We start from the raw sequence: 16,640 nt of genomic DNA, 5'->3' as shown, positions 1-16,640 counted from the left end.
ATCTCCACAGCGGTCCAGTTCGTTGCGGCACAAGGGTGATTAGACCGTTTCGTGTTTGATTTGCGGTATATATCTGCCTAACGTGCGAAAAAGCTTGAACTCATTCGTTCTGGCAATGTCTCCGAAGGGGAAGACGTGAACAAGGCGCAGCTCGTAGAAGCGATTGCCGACAAGCTCGGCGGCCGGCAGAACGCCGCCGACGCTGTCGACGCGGTACTGGACGCCATCGTCCGCGCAGTGGTGGCCGGTGACCGGGTCTCGGTCACCGGATTCGGTTCCTTCGAGAAGGTCGACCGCCCCGCCCGCTACGCCCGCAACCCGCAGACCGGGGAACGCGTCCGGGTCAAGAAGACCTCGGTACCCCGTTTCCGGGCCGGACAGGGCTTCAAGGACCTCGTCAGCGGCTCGAAGAAGCTGCCGAAGAGCGGCGAGGTCTCGGTGAAGAAGGCACCCAAGGGCAGCCTCACGGGCGGTGCCGCCGGCCGCACGACCACCAAGGCGGCGGCCAAGAAGGCCACGGCCAAGAAGGGGACGGCGAAGCGGGCGCCGGCGGCGAAGAAGGCCACGGCGAAGAAGACCACGCCGGCGAAGAAGACCACCACCGCCAAGAAGACAACGGCGAAGAAGACCGCCGCCAGGCAGCCCTCGACGGCCAAGAAGACCACCGGGAAGAAAACGGCCTCCGCGAAGAAGACTTCCGGCAAGAAGACCGCTCCGGCCAGGAAGACCACCGCCAAGAAGGCTCCGGCCAGCAAGAGCAGTGCTCGCAAGACCACCGCGAAGAAGGCGGCCAGGAGGAGGTAGAGCACGGTTCTCCCAGGCCGGGCCGGGCTCCTGCGGGAGACCGGCCCGCGGTCTGTTCCGCGCCGGCGGTCGGCGTCCGGCCGCGGATCCGCGCTCAGTGGCCGATCAGAAGGTCTGGAGCGTCACCAGGCGGATTCTGCGACCGGAGCCCTCCCCCTCGAACTCGACGCGCACCCGCTGGCCCGAGCGGAGCAGCAGCAAACCCCCGGCGTCGAACGCGGCGCGGTCGAAGTCCAGCGGCGTGCCGTCGTCGAGCAGCACGCTCCCGGTGCGGGTCCGGGGGTCGTAGGTGTGGGCGGTGGCCTGCATGGCCGAAAGGATAGTTCCCGGCCGACCCCGGGGCGGCCCCGCTCATGGAATCAGCGTCCCGGAGGCCAGTGCCGCGGTCCGGGGACCGACGCCCAGCGCGAGGGCGGCGCGCAGGTCCTCCCCGGTGTCCACGTCCCGCCTTACCGAATCGACCCCGGTCAGGAGGATCTCGACCGCCCCGGAGGCCAGGTGGCGGGCGCGGGAGGCGCCGCCGAACGCGGCTCCGAGCTCCCTGCCCGGCGCCGCGCTGAGAAGGGTCGTGCCCAGACCGTCCGCGTCCGCCAGGAAGGCCCGCGGGAAGCGTGCGGCGGTCGAGAGAACCCGCCCCAACTCGGTGGGGCGCAGCGCCGGGAGGTCCGCGTTCAGCGCCGCCACCGGCGTGTTCGGTCCGGCCTCCCTGGCGCACCGGGCCCCGTGCTCCAGCGCGCCGTTGAGCCCGGTGCCCGGGGGATCGGCGACGACCCGGGCACCCAGCGCCGACAGCTCCGCCCGCGCCAGTGGGTCGTCGGTGACGACGAGCACCTCCCGGACGGCCGGGCAGCGCACCGCGGCGGTCACCGTGTCCTGGGCGAACGCCAGCGCGAGACCGGCCCGCAACGCGCCCCCGACCCCGGTGGCCAGTCGGCTCTTGGCCCGGGACAGCGGTTTCAGTGGCACCACCAGCGACCAGATCACCTCGTCATCCTCTCCCAGCCGCGCCTCCCGGACGCTCCGCACCCGCCCGGGATCGCCGGTGGCATCCCTCAGCGGGAACCGGGCGGGGGAGGGACGAACCCGCCACGGCCCGCACCCCGCTTCCGGGACGGCTGCTGCCGCCCGCACCGCCCCGTGAGGGAGGCGTACGGTGGCACTCTTCACTTCCTCCGCCCGTGACCGCCGAGGAAAGCTCGGGGTTACGGTGTTCTCGACAGACCGGGGCCCTGAGGCGAGACTGATGCGGCTGCCAGCCCGCAGCTCAGCAGGTCCCAGGAGGAGGGTGTCCTAGTGTCCCGCCGTAGAATCGGCTTCTGGTACCGCTTGGTGGCGGCGATCGCGAAACCCCCGCTGCTGGCGCTGTTCAGCCGGGACTGGCGCGGTATGGAGAACATCCCTACCGAGGGTGGTTTCATCACGGCGGTCAATCACAACTCGGCACTCGATCCGCTCTCCTATGCGCATTTCCAGTACAACACCGGACGGGTGCCGAGATTCCTGGCCAAAGCTCCTCTGTTCAAGACGCCCATTGTCGGAATGCTGCTCCGCCGCACCGGTCAGATTCCGGTCTATCGGGAGTCCAGTGACGCGGCGAACGCTTTCCGGTCCGCGGTCGACGCGATCGACCGCGGGGAGTGCGTCGCCTTCTACCCGGAGGGAACCCTCACCCGGGACCCGGACCACTGGCCGATGCAGGGCAAGACCGGAGCCGCCCGGGTGGCGCTGCTGACGAAGGCGCCGGTGATCCCCGTGGCCCAGTGGGGTGCGAACGAGGCGGTGCCGCCGTACGCCAAGGAGCGGAGGCTCCGGCTCTTCCCGCGGAAGACGCTGAAGGTCAAGGCCGGACCGCCGGTCGACCTGTCGGAGTTCTACGACCGCGAGCCGACCGTCGAGGTGTTGCGCGCGGCGACCCAGGTCATCATGGAGGCGATCACCGAACTCCTCGCCGAGGTGCGCGGGGAGCCGGCCCCCGCCGAACTGTACGACCGCCGAGGCGTCGTGGTCGAACAGCGTGAGTCCGGGGCTGGGCCCAGGGAGCCGGAGGAGAGCAAGTGACACGCTGCGCCGTCTATGGCACGGGTTCCTGGGGCACGGCGTTCGCCATGGTGCTGGGGGACGCGGGCTGCCAGGTCACACTCTGGGGGCGCCGCCAGGAACTGGCCGACGCCGTCAACAAGGAGCGGCGGAACCCCGACTACCTGCCGGACGCGGAACTCCCCGCCTCCGTACGGGCCACCACCGACCCGGCCGAGGCCGCCCAGGACGCCGACTTCACGGTGCTCGCCGTACCGTCCCAGACCCTCCGCGGCAACCTGGAGCGCTGGGCGCCGCTGCTGCCCGCCGACACCGTGCTGGTCAGCCTGATGAAGGGCGTCGAACTCGGCACCGCACAGCGGATGAGCGAGGTCATCGCCGAGGCCGCGGCGGCCCCCAGGGAACGGATCGCGGTGCTCACCGGGCCCAACCTGGCCCGGGAGATCGCGGCACGACAGCCCGCGGCCGCCGTCGCGGCCTGTGCCGACGAGTCGGTCGCCAGGCGGCTCCAGGCCGCCTGCCACACCCCGTACTTCCGCCCGTACACCAACACCGACGTGGTCGGCTGCGAGCTGGGCGGAGCGGTCAAGAACGTCATCGCGCTGGCGGTCGGCATCGCCGACGGCATGGGGCTCGGCGACAACGCCAAGGCCTCCCTCATCACCCGGGGGCTCGCCGAGACGACGCGGCTGGGCCTGGCGATGGGGGCGGACGCGTACACCTTCGCCGGACTGGCGGGCATGGGCGACCTGGTCGCCACCTGCTCCTCGCCGCTCTCCCGGAACCACACCTTCGGCAGCAACCTCGGCCGCGGCATGACGCTGGCCGAGACCATCGCGGTGACCCGGCAGACCGCCGAGGGGGTCAAGTCCTGTGAGTCGGTGCGGGATCTGGCGCGGCGCCACCGGGTCGACATGCCGATCACCGAGACCGTGGTGGAGATCGTCCACGGTGGGAAACCGCCGATGGTCGCGTTGCGCGAGCTTATGTCCCGCAGCGCCAAGCCGGAACGGCGCTGAGCGGCGACGCGGCGGGGAACCGGTGCTGCCATAGCGACAGCGGCACCGGTACGCTCGGGGCGATATGAGCAGCGAGCCCTCATCCCAGATTCCCGTGCCCTCCGCCGCCGCGGCCGACCCGGCACCCGAGCGTAAACCGCGGGTCGCCGTCGTCTTCGGCGGGCGCAGTTCGGAGCACACCATCTCGGTGGCCACCGCGGGAGCGGTGCTGCGGGCCATCGACCGGACCAAGTACGACGTGCTGCCGATCGGCATCACCCCCGAGGGGCGCTGGGTGCTGACCGCCGACGACCCCGACCGGATGACCCTGGGCGGTCCCGCGCTGCCGAGCGTCGAGCAGCTCACCGAGGCTGCCGAGGGCGGCGTGCTGCTGCCCGTGGACCCCTCGGTCCGCGAGGTGGTCCTCAGCGAACCCGGCTCGGTGCCGAAGCAGCTCGGCGAGGTCGACGTGGTCTTCCCGGTGCTGCATGGGCCCTACGGGGAGGACGGCACCATCCAGGGCCTGCTGGAACTCTCCGGGGTGCCCTACGTCGGATCCGGTGTGCTGGCCTCCGCCGTCGGTATGGACAAGGAGTACATGAAGCGGGTGTTCATCTCCTACGGGTTGCCGGTCGGCCCGTACGAGGTGATCCGCCCGCGGGAGTGGGAGAACGACCGGTCGGCGGTCCGCAAGCGGATCGTGGACTTCACCGCTGATCACGGCTGGCCGGTCTTCGTCAAGCCGTCACGGGGCGGCTCCTCCGTGGGGATCTCCAAGGTGTCGGGGCCCGGCGAACTCGACGAGGCGATCGAGCAGGCCCGCCGCCACGATCCCAAGGTCGTGGTGGAGGCGCTGCTGCGCGGCCGGGAGATCGAGTGCGGCGTGCTGGAGTTCGAGGACGGCCCGCGGGCCAGTGTGCCGGCCGAGATCCCCGCCGTGAGCTCGCACGACTTCTACGACTTCGAGGCCAAGTACATCGACTCGGCCGCAGGGGTGGTGCCCGCGGCGCTCAGTACCGAAGAGACCGCCCGAGTGCGGGAACTGGCCGTGCGGGCCTTCGACGCGGTCTCCTGCGAAGGGCTCGTCCGGGCGGACTTCTTCCTGCTCGAAGACGGTGAACTGGTCATCAACGAGATCAACACCATGCCCGGCTTCACCCCGATCTCCATGTACCCGCGGATGTGGAAGCACAGCGGTGTGGACTACCCGGAGCTGGTCGACCACCTGATCCAGGCGGCTCTCCGCCGCTCCACCGGCCTGCGCTGACGGCGGCCGGCGAAGCCGGGGCCCTCAGAGCCGGGTCGGGATGGTCTGCTCGATGGCCTCGGCGAGGTCGGTCAGGGGATCGACCTCGTTGCCGTACTTCGAGGGGACGGTCAGCTCGACGTACGCCTTCCGGTCGGTGGTGGTGAAGCGGTAGCCGTCCTCCTGTTCCTCCGGGAGCCAGGCCACACCGTTCACCTCGACCGCGTCCGTCGTCGGGTCGTAGTGCTCGCTGCCCGGCGTGAGGATCTCCGGACGGGCGACCCCGCACCGCAACTGCACCCGGGGGTCGCCCCAGTCGGCGGCGAAGTCGGAGGACGGACCGTCCCGATTCTGGTCGAGGCCGTTGACCGACTCCGGAAGCCTCTGCTTCAGGGCCTTGCAGAGCTTCGCGGCCTCCGGCTCAGGGGTGGGGACCGGCCGGCTGTCGTCATCGCCCGGCACGGCACAGGCTGCGGCGACCACGGCCAACGCGACCGCCGGGAGCAGGCGGGTACAGGACCGGAGGAGCCGGTGGTGGATAGCGCTCACCCGGCCGAGGATAGCCGCGGCGGTGCGCCGCGGGGCTCCGGCCTCCCCTTCACAGACGTACGACGGGGCAGGTCAGGGTGCGGGTGATCCCGTCGATCTGCTGGATCTTCGCGACCACCAGGCGTCCCAGTTCGTCCACGGTGTCGGCCTCGGCGCGCACGATCATGTCGTAGGGTCCCGTAACGTCCTCCGCCTCGATCACCCCCGGGACCTCAGCGATCAGTCCGGCGATGGCCGAGGCTCTGCCGACCTCGGTCTGGATCAGGATGTACGCGCGTACCACGGGACCTCCAGGCGTCCGAGGATCATGTGAAGAGAAGAGAGCCACGGTAGCGTGTCGCCGACCAGCGCGGGAGGACCCGAACGGACTGTCGCGTGTACGGCACGCCGACACGCCTTCGCCAGGTCCCGTCGGCGTTCGCGCCGGCGCCGGGCGACGTTCGCCCGAGCCGTGACGAGACAGGTAGGAAGGGCACTCGATGAAAGGCACGGTGGGGGAGCTTGGGGAGTTCGGGCTCATCAGAGAGCTCACCTCCAGGCTCACCACGACCCAGGCCGTGGAGCTGGGGCCGGGGGACGACGCCGCGGTCGTCTCCGCCCCCGACCGGCGGGTGGTGGCCAGCACCGATGTTCTGCTGGAAGGCCGCCACTTCAGGCGTGACTGGTCGACCGCCTACGACGTCGGCCGTAAGGCGGCGGCGCAGAACCTCGCCGACATCGCGGCCATGGGGGCGGTGCCCACCGCGCTGCTGCTGGGCCTGATCGTGCCGTGTGAGCTACCGGTCACCTGGCCGATGGAGCTGATGGACGGCATCCACGACGAGTGCCGGGTGGCGGGCGCCGCCGTGGTCGGCGGCGACGTGGTGCGAGGCGAGAAGATCACCGTTTCCATTACCGCACTCGGCGACCTGCGCAACCACGAGCCGGTCACCCGCGCGGGCGCGGGCTCCGGCGACGTCGTGGCGGTCACCGGCTGGCTGGGGTGGTCAGCGGCCGGCCACGCCGTGCTCTCCCGTGGCTTCCGCTCGCCGAGGGCCTTCGTGGAGGCGCACCGCAGACCCGAGCCGCCCTACCACGCCGGTCCCGCCGCGGCCGGGTTGGGAGCCACCGCCATGACGGACGTCAGTGACGGCCTGGTGGCCGACCTGCTGCACATCGCCGAGGCCAGCAAGGTCCGTATCAACCTGCACTCGGCTGCTTTCGACATCCCATCCCAGATGTCCGACATCGGACAGGCGGTGGGCGTGGACCCGATGCGTTGGGTGCTCAACGGCGGTGAGGACCACGCGATGGTGGCCACCTTCCCCTCCGACGTGAAGCTGCCGGCGCGCTGGCGGGTGATCGGCGAGGTGCTCAACGCCTCGGCCGCGCCACGGGTGACGGTGGACGGAGCGCCCTGGGACCCGGCCGGCTACGACCACTTCGCGGGCACCGGGGTGGGCGAGGGCGTCGGGAGGGGCCGGGGCCGCGCCGGGTAGATTCAGCCGCATGGCTACCCCACCCCCGCCGTCGGGGCGTACGGCGAGTCCGCCCCCGTCCGGCACCCCACCGCTGGTGCTCACCGTCGCCGGATCGGACTCCGGCGGAGGCGCGGGCATCCAGGCCGACCTCAAGACCATGCTGGCGCTCGGCACCCACGGGATGAGTGTGCTCACCGCGGTCACGGCGCAGAACTCGCGCGGGGTGCAGGGGGCCTGGGAACTGCCGGTGGAGGCGGTGCGGGCCCAGTTCCGCAGCGTCGTCGACGACATCGGCGTGCACGCGGTCAAGACCGGCATGCTCTCCTCGGCCGAGATCGTCCGGACGGTGGCGGAGTTGCTCTCCGAGGTCGGCGCCCCGGTCGTGGTGGACCCGGTCGGGGTCTCCAAACACGGCGATCCGCTCCTCGCGTCCTCCGCCGTGGACGGCGTCCGCCGACACCTGCTGCCGGCGGCCACCGTGGCCACGCCGAACCTGGCCGAGGTCACACAGCTGACCGGGGTGCGGGTGGAGAGCGAGGCTGATCTGCCCCGGGCCGCCGAGGCCGTCCTCAGCCTGGGCCCCCGCTGGGTGTTGATCAAGGGCGGCCACCTGCCGGGTGAAGCCGTGGACCTGCTGACCGACGGGTCCCGGGAGCACCTCCTACGGGCGGACCGCCACGACAACCGGCACACACACGGGACGGGCTGCACCCTGGCGAGCGCCATCGCCGCGCGGTTGGCGAAGGGGCGGACGGTGCCGGAGGCGGTGGCGGACGCCAAGGAGTACGTGACCGGTGCGATAGCCGCCGGCTTTCCGCTGGGCGCGGGCATCGGGCCGGTGGACCACGGCTGGTCGACCCGGGGCGGCTCGTCGGCCGGAAACGGGGAGGGCTGACCAGGCCCGCCCCCCGGCGCAGGGTCGTGGGCAGCGAAAAGCCGGCCCACCCGGAAGGATGGACCGGCTTCGGCAACCGACGGGCTGCGCTACGACGGAAACGTCAGCGCGAGACCTTGCCGGCCTTGATGCACGAGGTGCAGACGTTGAGCCGCTTCGGCGTCCGACCGACCACTGCGCGCACCGTCTGGATGTTGGGGTTCCAACGACGGCGAGTACGGCGGTGCGAGTGCGAAATGTTGTTGCCGAAGCCCGGCCCCTTGCCGCAGACGTCGCAGTTGGCAGCCACGGGTCACTCCAAAGACTTCAGATGCACGTACGGTGAATCCCGGCGCGCCAGGAACTGTTTCCATGACCGGCGGTGCCAGGGGAATGGCCCGATTCTCATCGAGCAACCGGAGCAGCATACAACGACCGCTTCCGTGTCACGAAACTACCATGACCGCTCCCACCCGGGCCCGCCGCTCCCACCCGGGCGCCCGGCCGCCCGGGGCTACCCTGCGGTGGACCGAGCCCACAGCGGAGAGCCATGTCGAGGAGGACCCAGGTGCCGCACACCCTGGACGCCGTGACGGTGCGCACCTGGTGCGAGACAGCCCTGGAGGCGCTGGGCAGGAGCCGGGAGGGGATCGACGCGATCAACGTCTACCCGGTCGCGGACGGGGACACCGGCACCAACCTCTACTGCACCCTGGAGTCGGCCGCCCGCGCGGTGGAGGCCGTCTTCGCGGCCCGGGCCACGCTCCCCAACGATCAGGGACCGGCCACCGTCGACGTCCTCCAGGCGATGGCGCACGGCGCGCTGATCGGCGCACGCGGCAACTCGGGCACCATCCTGGCGCAGCTGCTGCGGGGGATGTCCGAGGTGTTCGCCGAGGAAGAGGGGCGGCCCGGCACCGCAGACCCCGCCCGGGACCTGAGCGGGACGCGACTGGGGCGGGCACTCGGCCGAGCGGCGGAATCCGCCCGGCAGGCCGTCGCACACCCCGTCGAGGGGACGGTACTCAGCGTGGCCTCCGCGGCGGGAGAGGCGGTCCGGGGCCTTGAGGACGACGCGCTGGCGGTGGCCCGTGAGGCGCACCAGGCGGCCCGTGAGGCGTTGGAGAGCACCCCGCTCCAACTGGACGTGCTCAGCCGGAACGGAGTGGTGGACGCAGGGGGCTGCGGGCTGGTCACGGTCCTCGGGGCGCTGGTCCAGGCGCTCGGGGGCGGCTCCGCTGGGGCCCCGCTGGAGCTGCGCGCCCCCCGGGTGCCGGAGACCGGAGCCGCCGCCCTCCCCGCAGGAGGGCTCGAAGAGCCCTGCCCCGACGGCGCGGCCACCGGAGACGATCCGGCCACCCTCGGCTACGAGGTCGTCTACCTGCTGGAGGCCGCCGACGAGGCGGTGCGGACCCTGCGCCGGCGGCTCGACGGCCTGGGCGACTCACTGGTGGTCAGCGGGGGCGACGGACTGTGGAGCGTGCACGTGCACGTGAGCGACGCCGGCGCCGCCGTCGAGGCCGGGATCGCCGCCGGGCGGCCGTACCGGATTCGCATCACTCACTTCGGCGCCCAGCAGGAAGTGCGGAAGTCTCCGCCACCGGCCCAGCGCGTCGTCCTCGCCGTGGTCCCGGGCGACGGGCTGGCGGCGCTGTGCAGGGAGGCCGGCGCGACCGCCCTCACGGCGCCCCCCGGAGAGCCGCCGGGCAGCGGGGAGCTGCTGGCGGCGATACGGAGCGCCCACGCCCAGGAGGTGGTGCTCCTCCCCAACGACGCGGAGCTGGCCAACGCCGCCGGGGCCGCCGCCGAGCAGGCGCGCGTCGAGGGCGTGCGGGTGGCGCTGATCCCCACCCGCTCCGCCGTCCAGGGCCTGGCCGCCCTCGCGGTGCACGAACCGGGCCGTCGGTTCGACGAGGACGTCGTCTCGATGACCTCGGCCGCCGGCGCCACCCGCCACGCCGAACTGGTCGTCGCCGAGCACCGGTCGTGGACCACGGCGGGCATCTGCCAGGCCGGGGACGTGCTCGGACTCATCGACGGGGACGTCGCGGTGATCGGCGAGGACCTGGCCGCCACCGCCCGCACCGTGGTGGACCGGATGCTCGCCTCCGGCGGTGAACTGGTCACCCTGGTCCTGGCGGACAGCGTCCCGCACTCCCTCGCCGAGCGGTTGGAGACCTGGGTGCGCAAGCACCACCTCGCCGTGGACACGGTCGTCTACCGCGGCGGACAGCAGAGCGTTCCGCTGATCATCGGCGTCGAGTGACCCGCCGGGCGCGCGGCCGGGCCGGGTTGGCCCCGGCTGTCACAGCGATGGTGTGCAATGGTCGGCGTGCCAGCGCTCGACGAACCCCTGAAGAAACTGCTCGGCGGAAACACCGCCAAGGTGATGGCAGAGCACCTCGGCCTGCACACCGCCGGTGACCTGCTCCACCACTATCCGCGGCGGTACGCCGAGCGCGGCGAGCTCACCCGCCTCGCCGACCTGCCGCTGGACGAGCACGTCACGGTCGTCGCGCAGGTCGCGGACGCCCGGGTGCTGAAGTACAACCAGGGCCGCGGGCAGCGTCTGGAGGTCACCCTCACCGACGGCAGCGGGCGGCTCCAGCTGGTCTTCTTCGGCAGGTCGATCTACCGCGTGCAGAAACAACTGCTCCCCGGCCGCCGGGGCATGTTCGCGGGGAAGGTAGGGGTGTTCCGCAACACCCGGCAGCTGGCCCACCCGGCCTACGAGCTGCTGGCCGAGGAGAGCGGGGCCGAGGCCGCCGAACGCTGGGCGAACCAGCTCATCCCGCTCTACCCCGCCTGCGCCCAGTTGGAGTCCTGGAAGATCTCCGCCGCGGTCGACATCCTGCTGGACTCCCTGGCAGCCGACGAATGGCGAGGGGTCGCCGACCCGCTGCCGGAACGCATCCGGGCGGACCGGGACCTGGCCGGACTCCCCGAGGCCTTCCGGAAGATCCACCGCCCCCAGAGCAAAGGGGACATCGCCCGGGCCCGCTCCCGGCTGAAGTGGGACGAGGCCTTCGTGCTGCAGACCGCGCTCGCCCGGCGCCGGCACACCGACTCGACCCTCCCGGCGGTGCCGCGGGTGGCCGGCCCCGGCGGGCTGCTCGACAGCTTCGACGCCAGACTGCCGTTCACCCTCACCGAGGGCCAGCGGCGGGTCTCCCATGAGATCTTCCAGGACCTCGCCACCGACCACCCCATGCACCGGCTGCTCCAGGGCGAGGTGGGTTCCGGAAAGACCATGGTCGCGCTGCGCGCCATGCTGGCCGTGGTGGACGCCGGGGGACAGACCGCTCTGCTGGCACCCACCGAGGTCCTCGCCCAGCAGCACCACCGGTCGATCACCGAGATGATGGGCGACCTCGCCGAGCCCGGGATGCTCGGCGGCGCAGACCGGGCCACCAAGGTGGTGCTGCTGACCGGCTCGATGGGTGCCGCCGCCCGGCGCCAGGCGCTGCTCGACCTGGTCACGGGGGAGGCCGGCATCGTGATCGGCACCCACGCGCTGATCGAGGAGAAGGTCCAGTTCCACGACCTCGGCCTGGTGGTGGTGGACGAACAGCACCGCTTCGGGGTGGAGCAGCGTGACGCGCTCCGCTCCAAGGGCCGCCAACCCCCGCACCTGCTGGTGATGACGGCCACCCCCATCCCGCGCACGGTCGCCATGACCGTTTTCGGAGACCTGGAGACCTCGGTCCTGGACCAGCTGCCCGCCGGCCGGTCGCCGATCAGCAGCCACGTCGTCCCGGCCCGGGACAAGCCCCACTTCCTCAGCCGCGCCTGGGAACGGGTCCGGGAGGAGGTCGAGGCCGGACACCAGGCGTACGTGGTCTGCCCGCGCATCGGCGACGAGGAGGAGCAGGGCCCGGCCGCACCACCGAAGGAGGGGGAGGAGGAGCGCCGGCCGGCGCTGGCGGTGCTGGACGTGGCGGAGCAACTCGCCTCGGGGCCCCTCCGGGGACTGCGGCTGGCCGCCCTGCACGGCAGGTTGCGCCCCGAGGACAAGGACGAGGTGATGCGCCGTTTCGCCGCCGGGGAGGTGGATGTGCTGATCGCCACGACGGTCGTCGAGGTCGGGGTCAACGTCCCGAACGCGACCATGATGGTGATCATGGATGCCGACCGGTTCGGGGTGTCCCAGCTGCACCAGCTCCGCGGCCGGGTCGGCCGGGGCTCCGCCCCCGGCCTGTGCCTGCTGGTCAGCGAGGCGCCGGAGGGGAGCCCGGCCCGGAGCCGGCTGACCGCCGTGGCCCAGACCCTGGACGGCTTCGAGCTGTCCCGGATCGACCTGGAACAGCGGCGGGAGGGGGACGTGCTCGGCCAGGCCCAGTCAGGGGTCCGCTCCTCGCTGCGCATGCTCACCGTCATCGACGACGAAGCGGTCATCGCCGAGGCCCGTGAGGAGGCCACCGCCGTCGTCGCGGCCGACCCCGAACTCGAGGACCACCCCGAGCTCAGGACGGCGATGGACGCGCTACTCGACGCCGATCGCGAGGGCTACCTGGACAAGGGGTGAGAGCCGCCGCCGGACGGGCCCTGGGCACCGACCGCATGTCAGTGGTCGCTGGGAGAATGGACACAGTCCGAGCCGATCCCACCAGGATCGGCTGACCTGGGACATTGGGGGCTGTTTTCATGGCATTCCGTCATATCAACGAACTGCCGCTCGACGACAAGGTCTTCCGCATCGAACTCGCCAGCGAGGACGACTCCGTGGTCACCCTCACCCTCACCGGCTGGCGCGAGGACGCGCCCGAGCGGCTCACCGCATCCGGCGCGCTCACCCTGCCCCTCAGCGAAGTTCCCCGGCTGCGCCTGGCGCTCAACCGCGCGTTGCGCGCTCTGGCGCTGGTCGCGGACGTCTCCGAGCCCATACCCGACCGGGACGTCCTGCGCGAGCTGTTCCCCGGTCACGGCGCCCCCTGGGTGCCCCAACACGAGGAGGACCTCACCGCCCGCTTCCACGCCGGCGAGACCATAGCCAGGACGGCGGCCCGCTTCGGCCGGACCCCCGACTCGGTGCGGGCGAAGCTCCGCGAACTCGGACACGACCCGCGCCGCCCCGACTACTGCCCGCCCGACGGCTGTCTGTCCTGGTCCCGCTACGTCTCCCCCGCCCTGGTCGGAGTAGCCCGGGGGACCGTGGAGAAGGACGGCGGTGGGCGGACCGAGCCCGGTGGCTCCCCCGCGGCCGGCGGCAGCGGGCCTCGGACCGCCTGACGGCATATCGTTGGACCGAAGACGAGCGTGACGGGGAGGGCGGCCGCCCTCCCCGTCCCACCGCGAAGGACGACACCCATGCCCCGCCTGATCGCCGGAACCGCCGGTGGACGCCGTCTGGCCGTCCCACCGGGCCGCGGTACCCGTCCCACCTCCGACCGGGCGCGTGAAGGCCTGTTCTCCACCTGGGAGTCGCTCCTCGGCACGCTCCGCGGGGCCAGAGTGCTCGACGTCTACGCGGGCTCCGGTGCGGTGGGGCTGGAGGCGCTCTCCCGCGGGGCGAGCCGGGTCCTGCTGCTGGAGGCCGACCAGCGGGCTGCCCGCACCCTGCGGGAGAACGTCCGCGTGGTGGGCCTCGCGGGTGCCGAGATCCGCACCGGCAGGGCCGAGCAGCTGGTCGCCGGGGCCTGCCCCGACGAGCCGTACGACGTCGCCTTCCTGGATCCGCCCTACGACCTCTCCGACGGCGAACTGGGCGAGATACTCATCACACTGCGCGGTGGACTCTGGCTTGCCGAGGATGCCCTGGTCACCGTGGAACGCAGCACCAGGGGCGGGGAGTTCGGCTGGCCGGTCGGCTTTCACGGGGTGCGGTCCCGTCGCTATGGCGACAGCACGCTTTGGTACGGTCGCGCAGTTTCGACGCGCACCGACCCGATCAACCCGAGCGTGTCATGACCAGACCGGAGAGCGAGGAACCTCTTTTGCTGCGCCGTGCCGTCTGTCCGGGGTCGTTCGACCCCGTGACCAATGGACATCTGGACATCATCGCCCGCGCTTCCAAGCTGTACGACGTCGTACACGTCGCCGTGATGATCAACAAGTCGAAGAAGGGCCTCTTCTCCGTGGAGGAGCGGATGGACCTGCTGCGGCGTGTCACCGCCGAGTACGGCAACGTCGAGGTCGAATCGTTCCACGGCCTGCTGGTGGACTTCTGCAAGGCGCGGGACATCCCCGCGATCGTCAAGGGGCTGCGCGCGGTCAGCGACTTCGACTACGAGCTCCAGATGGCGCAGATGAACAACGGCCTGTCAGGGGTGGAGACGCTGTTCGTCCCGACCAACCCCACCTACAGCTTCCTCTCCTCCAGCCTGGTCAAGGAGGTCGCGGCCTGGGGAGGGGACATCGGCCACCTGGTCCCTCCCGTCGTCCTGCGGGCGCTCTCCGACCGGCTGGCCGAACGTCGGTAGGCTTGGCGGTGTGACCTCAGCCGCCGGGACTCCGCTGACGCTCTGTCAGGTAGTCTCCGGCGGCGGCGCGGTGGCCGTACAGTCGTCTCGAAGCGGCTCGACCCCGCCCCGATGTGTTCCCGCCCGAGAGAGCAGCCACCATGGACGTGCAGAAGAAGCTCGATGAGATCGTCGAGGCGGTCAGCAGCGCCCGATCCATGCCGATGTCGGCCTCCTGCGTGATCAACCGAGCCGAGCTGCTCGAGCAGCTCGAGGAGGTCCGCAACGCGCTTCCCGGCTCGCTCGCCCAGGCCGAGGAACTGCTCGGCGGGCGGGAGCGGATGGTCGAGGAGGCGCAGCGGGAAGCCGAGCGCATCATCGAGTCGGCGCACGCCGAACGGGGCTCGCTCATCTCGGGTACCGAGGTGGCGCGGCAGTCGCAGAACGAGGCCGAGCGGATCCTCGCGGAGGCCCGCCGGGAGGCTGAGGAGATCCGGGCCGAGGCCGACGACTACGTCGACAGCAAGCTCGCCAACTTCGAGGTCGTCCTCACCAAGACCATCGGTTCGGTCGACCGGGGCCGGGAGAAGCTCCTCGGTCGGGGGCCGGGGCTGGACGACCAGGGCTACGAGGACGAGGAGGCGCCGGAGCGCAGCGCCGACCCCGAGATACTGCGGGAGCGCGCGGACGCCTACGTCGACACCAAGCTGGGTGCCTTCGAGGCCGTCCTCACCAAGACCCTGGACGCGGTGGGCCGAGGCCGCCAGAAGCTGCACGGCCGGCGGCCGATCGACGACCTGGGGGCGCACCTGGCGGCCCAGGGCGAGGCCGCCCGGCAGCACGGGGCCGGGAGCGACGCCGACTACCTGGCGGATCTCGCCGGGGCCAAGGAGCAGCCCGGTCCGGTCGCCCGCGAATCCAGCCCCCCGGCCGAGCAGCCGCAGCCGGCACCGGCGCAGCAGCCGGCCCCCGCGGCCGGCCAGCAGGACTACTACACACCGGTGGCGGGCTACCAGCAGGAGCCGTACGGCGGTTACCAGAGCGGCTACCCGCAGCAGGAGGCCTACGGCTACCAGGGGGGCTACCAGCAGGAGAGTTACGGCTACCCCGAGTATTCGCAGCAGCACGCGTACGGGCAGGGGGGGGAGTACTCCCAGCAGCCGGACCAGTACCAGCAGGGTGCCCAGTACCCGCAGCAGCCGGAGGGATACCCGCAGCAGACCGGTGCGCTGGACGAGACAAGCCTGTTCGACACCGCCATGATCGACCTGAACCAGTTGCAGCAGTACGACCAGCGCGGACACTGACTCCGCCGCCGGTCCGAATTGGGCCATCCTCGGCCCGTCCAGTATCCTGATTCTTCGATCGTGCGCAGACCCTCGATCTCCCCCTGTCCTGACGCATTCCGTGCCGGGTGGGGTGGACGGAACCACAGCGTAGAAAGCAGGAAGCCCTGAACGCGCGCCTCGACCACCGGAACCCCCTCGTGTTCGACACGCACGAGCTGGGGCGGCGTCCTGGTGCCATGCAGCGGCTCTCCCGCTCCGTGGAAGCCCCCGCCGACCTCGGTGTCGAGGTCATCGGGGTGCCCGCCGGCGCCACTGTGGAACTGGACCTCCGCCTCGAGTCGGTCGTGGAAGGGGTGCTCGTCACGGGTACCGCCCGTGCGCCGCTCGCGGGGGAGTGCGTAAGGTGTCTGGAGCCGCTCGAGCAGGAGCTCGAGGTGGACTTCCAGGAGATGTTCTCCTATCCCGATGCCGACAGCCGACTCCGCCAGGCGGAGCCGGAGGAGGACACCGAGGAGGAGACCTTCTTCGTCGAGGACGGTCTGTTCGACCTCGAACCCGTACTCCGGGACGCGGTGGTGCTCGCGCTGCCGTTGCGACCGGTGTGTCGGGAGGACTGCCCGGGACTGTGCTCCGAATGCGGTGCGCGGCTCGCGGAGGAGCCGGACCACCAGCACCACGATGCCGTCGACATCCGTTGGGCGGCACTGCAGGGACTCGCCGGGACCAATCAGGACGGCGAGAAGGACGACGTCAGCGGCCCCGAACCGGGAGCCGACGAGAAGCAGGAGAAGTAGCCGTGGCTGTTCCGAAGCGGAAGATGTCGCGCAGCAACACGCGCCACCGCCGGTCGCAGTGGAAGGCTGCGGTCCCCACTCTGGTGTCGTGCGAGCGCTGCCATGAGCCGAAGCAGCAGCACATCGCGTGCCCCAGCTGCGGCACCTACAACCGCCGTCAGGTCCTCGAGGTCTGATCGGCGGGTGAGAGG

18 protein-coding genes and 1 pseudogene are annotated in these 16,640 nt (G+C 71.4%); 14 read left to right on the top strand and 5 right to left on the bottom strand.

What is annotated here, in order from left to right:
* Positions 1-135 precede the first annotated feature (135 nt).
* A complete protein-coding gene (locus BGP73_RS15035; RefSeq protein ID WP_069815018.1) occupies positions 136-804 on the top strand; it encodes an HU family DNA-binding protein in 669 nt (222 codons plus the stop codon).
* Between the two features lie 105 nt (positions 805-909).
* Here BGP73_RS15035 and BGP73_RS15030 read toward each other — a convergent pair whose 3' ends face one another.
* Both BGP73_RS15030 and cofC read right to left on the bottom strand, forming a co-directional pair.
* On the bottom strand, positions 910-1,113 hold the full coding sequence (locus BGP73_RS15030; protein WP_069815015.1) for a hypothetical protein: 204 nt from the start codon (positions 1,111-1,113) through the stop codon (positions 910-912).
* A gap of 42 nt (positions 1,114-1,155) precedes the next feature.
* Positions 1,156-1,788 carry a 2-phospho-L-lactate guanylyltransferase gene (gene cofC, locus BGP73_RS15025; protein ID WP_069815386.1) on the bottom strand — a complete coding sequence of 211 codons (633 nt, stop codon included), beginning with the start codon at positions 1,786-1,788 and terminating at the stop codon, positions 1,156-1,158.
* Positions 1,789-2,097: 309 nt separating this feature from the next.
* On the opposite strand from cofC, the gene BGP73_RS15020 reads away from it, so the two are divergent.
* From BGP73_RS15020 to BGP73_RS15010, 3 genes are all read left to right on the top strand, one after another.
* The gene (locus BGP73_RS15020; RefSeq protein WP_069815014.1) at positions 2,098-2,862 is read left to right on the top strand and encodes a lysophospholipid acyltransferase family protein; all 765 of its coding nucleotides are present in this window, start codon (positions 2,098-2,100) and stop codon (positions 2,860-2,862) included.
* Positions 2,859-3,860, top strand: a complete 1,002-nt coding sequence (locus BGP73_RS15015; protein ID WP_069815012.1) for an NAD(P)H-dependent glycerol-3-phosphate dehydrogenase — start codon at positions 2,859-2,861, stop codon at positions 3,858-3,860. The genes BGP73_RS15020 and BGP73_RS15015 overlap by 4 nt, the downstream gene beginning before the upstream one ends.
* A gap of 64 nt (positions 3,861-3,924) precedes the next feature.
* Entirely contained in the window at positions 3,925-5,106 is a 1,182-nt protein-coding gene (locus BGP73_RS15010) for a D-alanine--D-alanine ligase family protein (protein ID WP_069815011.1), read from the top strand.
* Positions 5,107-5,130: 24 nt separating this feature from the next.
* On the opposite strand, the gene BGP73_RS15005 is transcribed toward BGP73_RS15010, so the two are convergent.
* Entirely contained in the window at positions 5,131-5,634 is a 504-nt protein-coding gene (locus BGP73_RS15005; RefSeq protein ID WP_244501210.1) for a DUF3515 domain-containing protein, read from the bottom strand.
* A gap of 49 nt (positions 5,635-5,683) precedes the next feature.
* Entirely contained in the window at positions 5,684-5,917 is a 234-nt protein-coding gene (locus tag BGP73_RS15000; protein ID WP_069815010.1) for an Lrp/AsnC family transcriptional regulator, read from the bottom strand.
* Positions 5,918-6,113: 196 nt separating this feature from the next.
* Here BGP73_RS15000 and BGP73_RS14995 point away from each other — a divergent pair, with 196 nt between their 5' ends.
* Both BGP73_RS14995 and thiD read left to right on the top strand, forming a co-directional pair.
* Entirely contained in the window at positions 6,114-7,112 is a 999-nt protein-coding gene (locus tag BGP73_RS14995) for a thiamine-phosphate kinase (RefSeq protein ID WP_069815009.1), read from the top strand.
* 10 nt (positions 7,113-7,122) lie between these two features.
* Positions 7,123-7,989 (top strand): bifunctional hydroxymethylpyrimidine kinase/phosphomethylpyrimidine kinase, encoded by an 867-nt coding sequence (gene thiD / locus BGP73_RS14990; protein WP_069815008.1) that lies wholly within the window; start codon positions 7,123-7,125, stop codon positions 7,987-7,989.
* A 178-nt stretch (positions 7,990-8,167) separates the two neighbouring features.
* Here thiD and rpmB read toward each other — a convergent pair.
* Positions 8,168-8,278 (bottom strand): annotated as a pseudogene (gene rpmB, locus BGP73_RS24030) (50S ribosomal protein L28); the annotation flags it as partial.
* Between the two features lie 240 nt (positions 8,279-8,518).
* Between rpmB and BGP73_RS14985 the strand changes: the two are divergent.
* The 8 genes from BGP73_RS14985 (at position 8,519) to rpmF (ending at position 16,625) form a co-directional block, all read left to right on the top strand.
* On the top strand, positions 8,519-10,234 hold the full coding sequence (locus BGP73_RS14985) for a DAK2 domain-containing protein (protein ID WP_069815007.1): 1,716 nt from the start codon (positions 8,519-8,521) through the stop codon (positions 10,232-10,234).
* A gap of 57 nt (positions 10,235-10,291) precedes the next feature.
* Positions 10,292-12,493: an ATP-dependent DNA helicase RecG gene (gene recG / locus BGP73_RS14980; protein ID WP_069815006.1), complete on the top strand. Its 2,202-nt coding sequence runs from the start codon at positions 10,292-10,294 to the stop codon at positions 12,491-12,493.
* 119 nt (positions 12,494-12,612) lie between these two features.
* Positions 12,613-13,197 carry a hypothetical protein gene (locus BGP73_RS14975; protein WP_069815001.1) on the top strand — a complete coding sequence of 195 codons (585 nt, stop codon included), beginning with the start codon at positions 12,613-12,615 and terminating at the stop codon, positions 13,195-13,197.
* A 78-nt stretch (positions 13,198-13,275) separates the two neighbouring features.
* Positions 13,276-13,875: a 16S rRNA (guanine(966)-N(2))-methyltransferase RsmD gene (gene rsmD, locus BGP73_RS14970; RefSeq protein WP_069814999.1), complete on the top strand. Its 600-nt coding sequence runs from the start codon at positions 13,276-13,278 to the stop codon at positions 13,873-13,875.
* A 29-nt stretch (positions 13,876-13,904) separates the two neighbouring features.
* On the top strand, positions 13,905-14,387 hold the full coding sequence (gene coaD / locus BGP73_RS14965) for a pantetheine-phosphate adenylyltransferase (protein ID WP_212732819.1): 483 nt from the start codon (positions 13,905-13,907) through the stop codon (positions 14,385-14,387).
* Positions 14,388-14,527: 140 nt separating this feature from the next.
* On the top strand, positions 14,528-15,673 hold the full coding sequence (locus tag BGP73_RS14960; RefSeq protein ID WP_069814995.1) for an ATP synthase F0 subunit B: 1,146 nt from the start codon (positions 14,528-14,530) through the stop codon (positions 15,671-15,673).
* A gap of 146 nt (positions 15,674-15,819) precedes the next feature.
* Positions 15,820-16,449 (top strand): YceD family protein, encoded by a 630-nt coding sequence (locus BGP73_RS14955; protein WP_170837849.1) that lies wholly within the window; start codon positions 15,820-15,822, stop codon positions 16,447-16,449.
* 2 nt (positions 16,450-16,451) lie between these two features.
* Positions 16,452-16,625 (top strand): 50S ribosomal protein L32, encoded by a 174-nt coding sequence (gene rpmF / locus BGP73_RS14950; protein ID WP_069814991.1) that lies wholly within the window; start codon positions 16,452-16,454, stop codon positions 16,623-16,625.
* The last annotated feature ends 15 nt before the right edge of the window (positions 16,626-16,640 follow it).

The sequence above is a fragment of the Streptomyces sp. TP-A0874 genome (assembly GCF_001748085.1).
GTDB lineage: Bacteria > Actinomycetota > Actinomycetes > Streptomycetales > Streptomycetaceae > Streptomyces.
Note: the sequence above shows the minus strand (reverse complement) of the source record. Positions and strands in the feature narration are given on the sequence as shown.

Coding starts and splice junctions, on each gene's coding strand:
- BGP73_RS15030 (WP_069815015.1), bottom strand. CDS start 1,113: ATGCAGGCCACCGCCCACACCTACGACCCCCGGACCCGCACCGGGAGC.
- BGP73_RS15010 (WP_069815011.1), top strand. CDS start 3,925: ATGAGCAGCGAGCCCTCATCCCAGATTCCCGTGCCCTCCGCCGCCGCG.
- BGP73_RS14995 (WP_069815009.1), top strand. CDS start 6,114: ATGAAAGGCACGGTGGGGGAGCTTGGGGAGTTCGGGCTCATCAGAGAG.
- thiD (WP_069815008.1), top strand. CDS start 7,123: ATGGCTACCCCACCCCCGCCGTCGGGGCGTACGGCGAGTCCGCCCCCG.
- BGP73_RS14985 (WP_069815007.1), top strand. CDS start 8,519: ATGTCGAGGAGGACCCAGGTGCCGCACACCCTGGACGCCGTGACGGTG.
- recG (WP_069815006.1), top strand. CDS start 10,292: ATGGTCGGCGTGCCAGCGCTCGACGAACCCCTGAAGAAACTGCTCGGC.
- BGP73_RS14975 (WP_069815001.1), top strand. CDS start 12,613: ATGGCATTCCGTCATATCAACGAACTGCCGCTCGACGACAAGGTCTTC.
- rsmD (WP_069814999.1), top strand. CDS start 13,276: ATGCCCCGCCTGATCGCCGGAACCGCCGGTGGACGCCGTCTGGCCGTC.
- BGP73_RS14960 (WP_069814995.1), top strand. CDS start 14,528: ATGGACGTGCAGAAGAAGCTCGATGAGATCGTCGAGGCGGTCAGCAGC.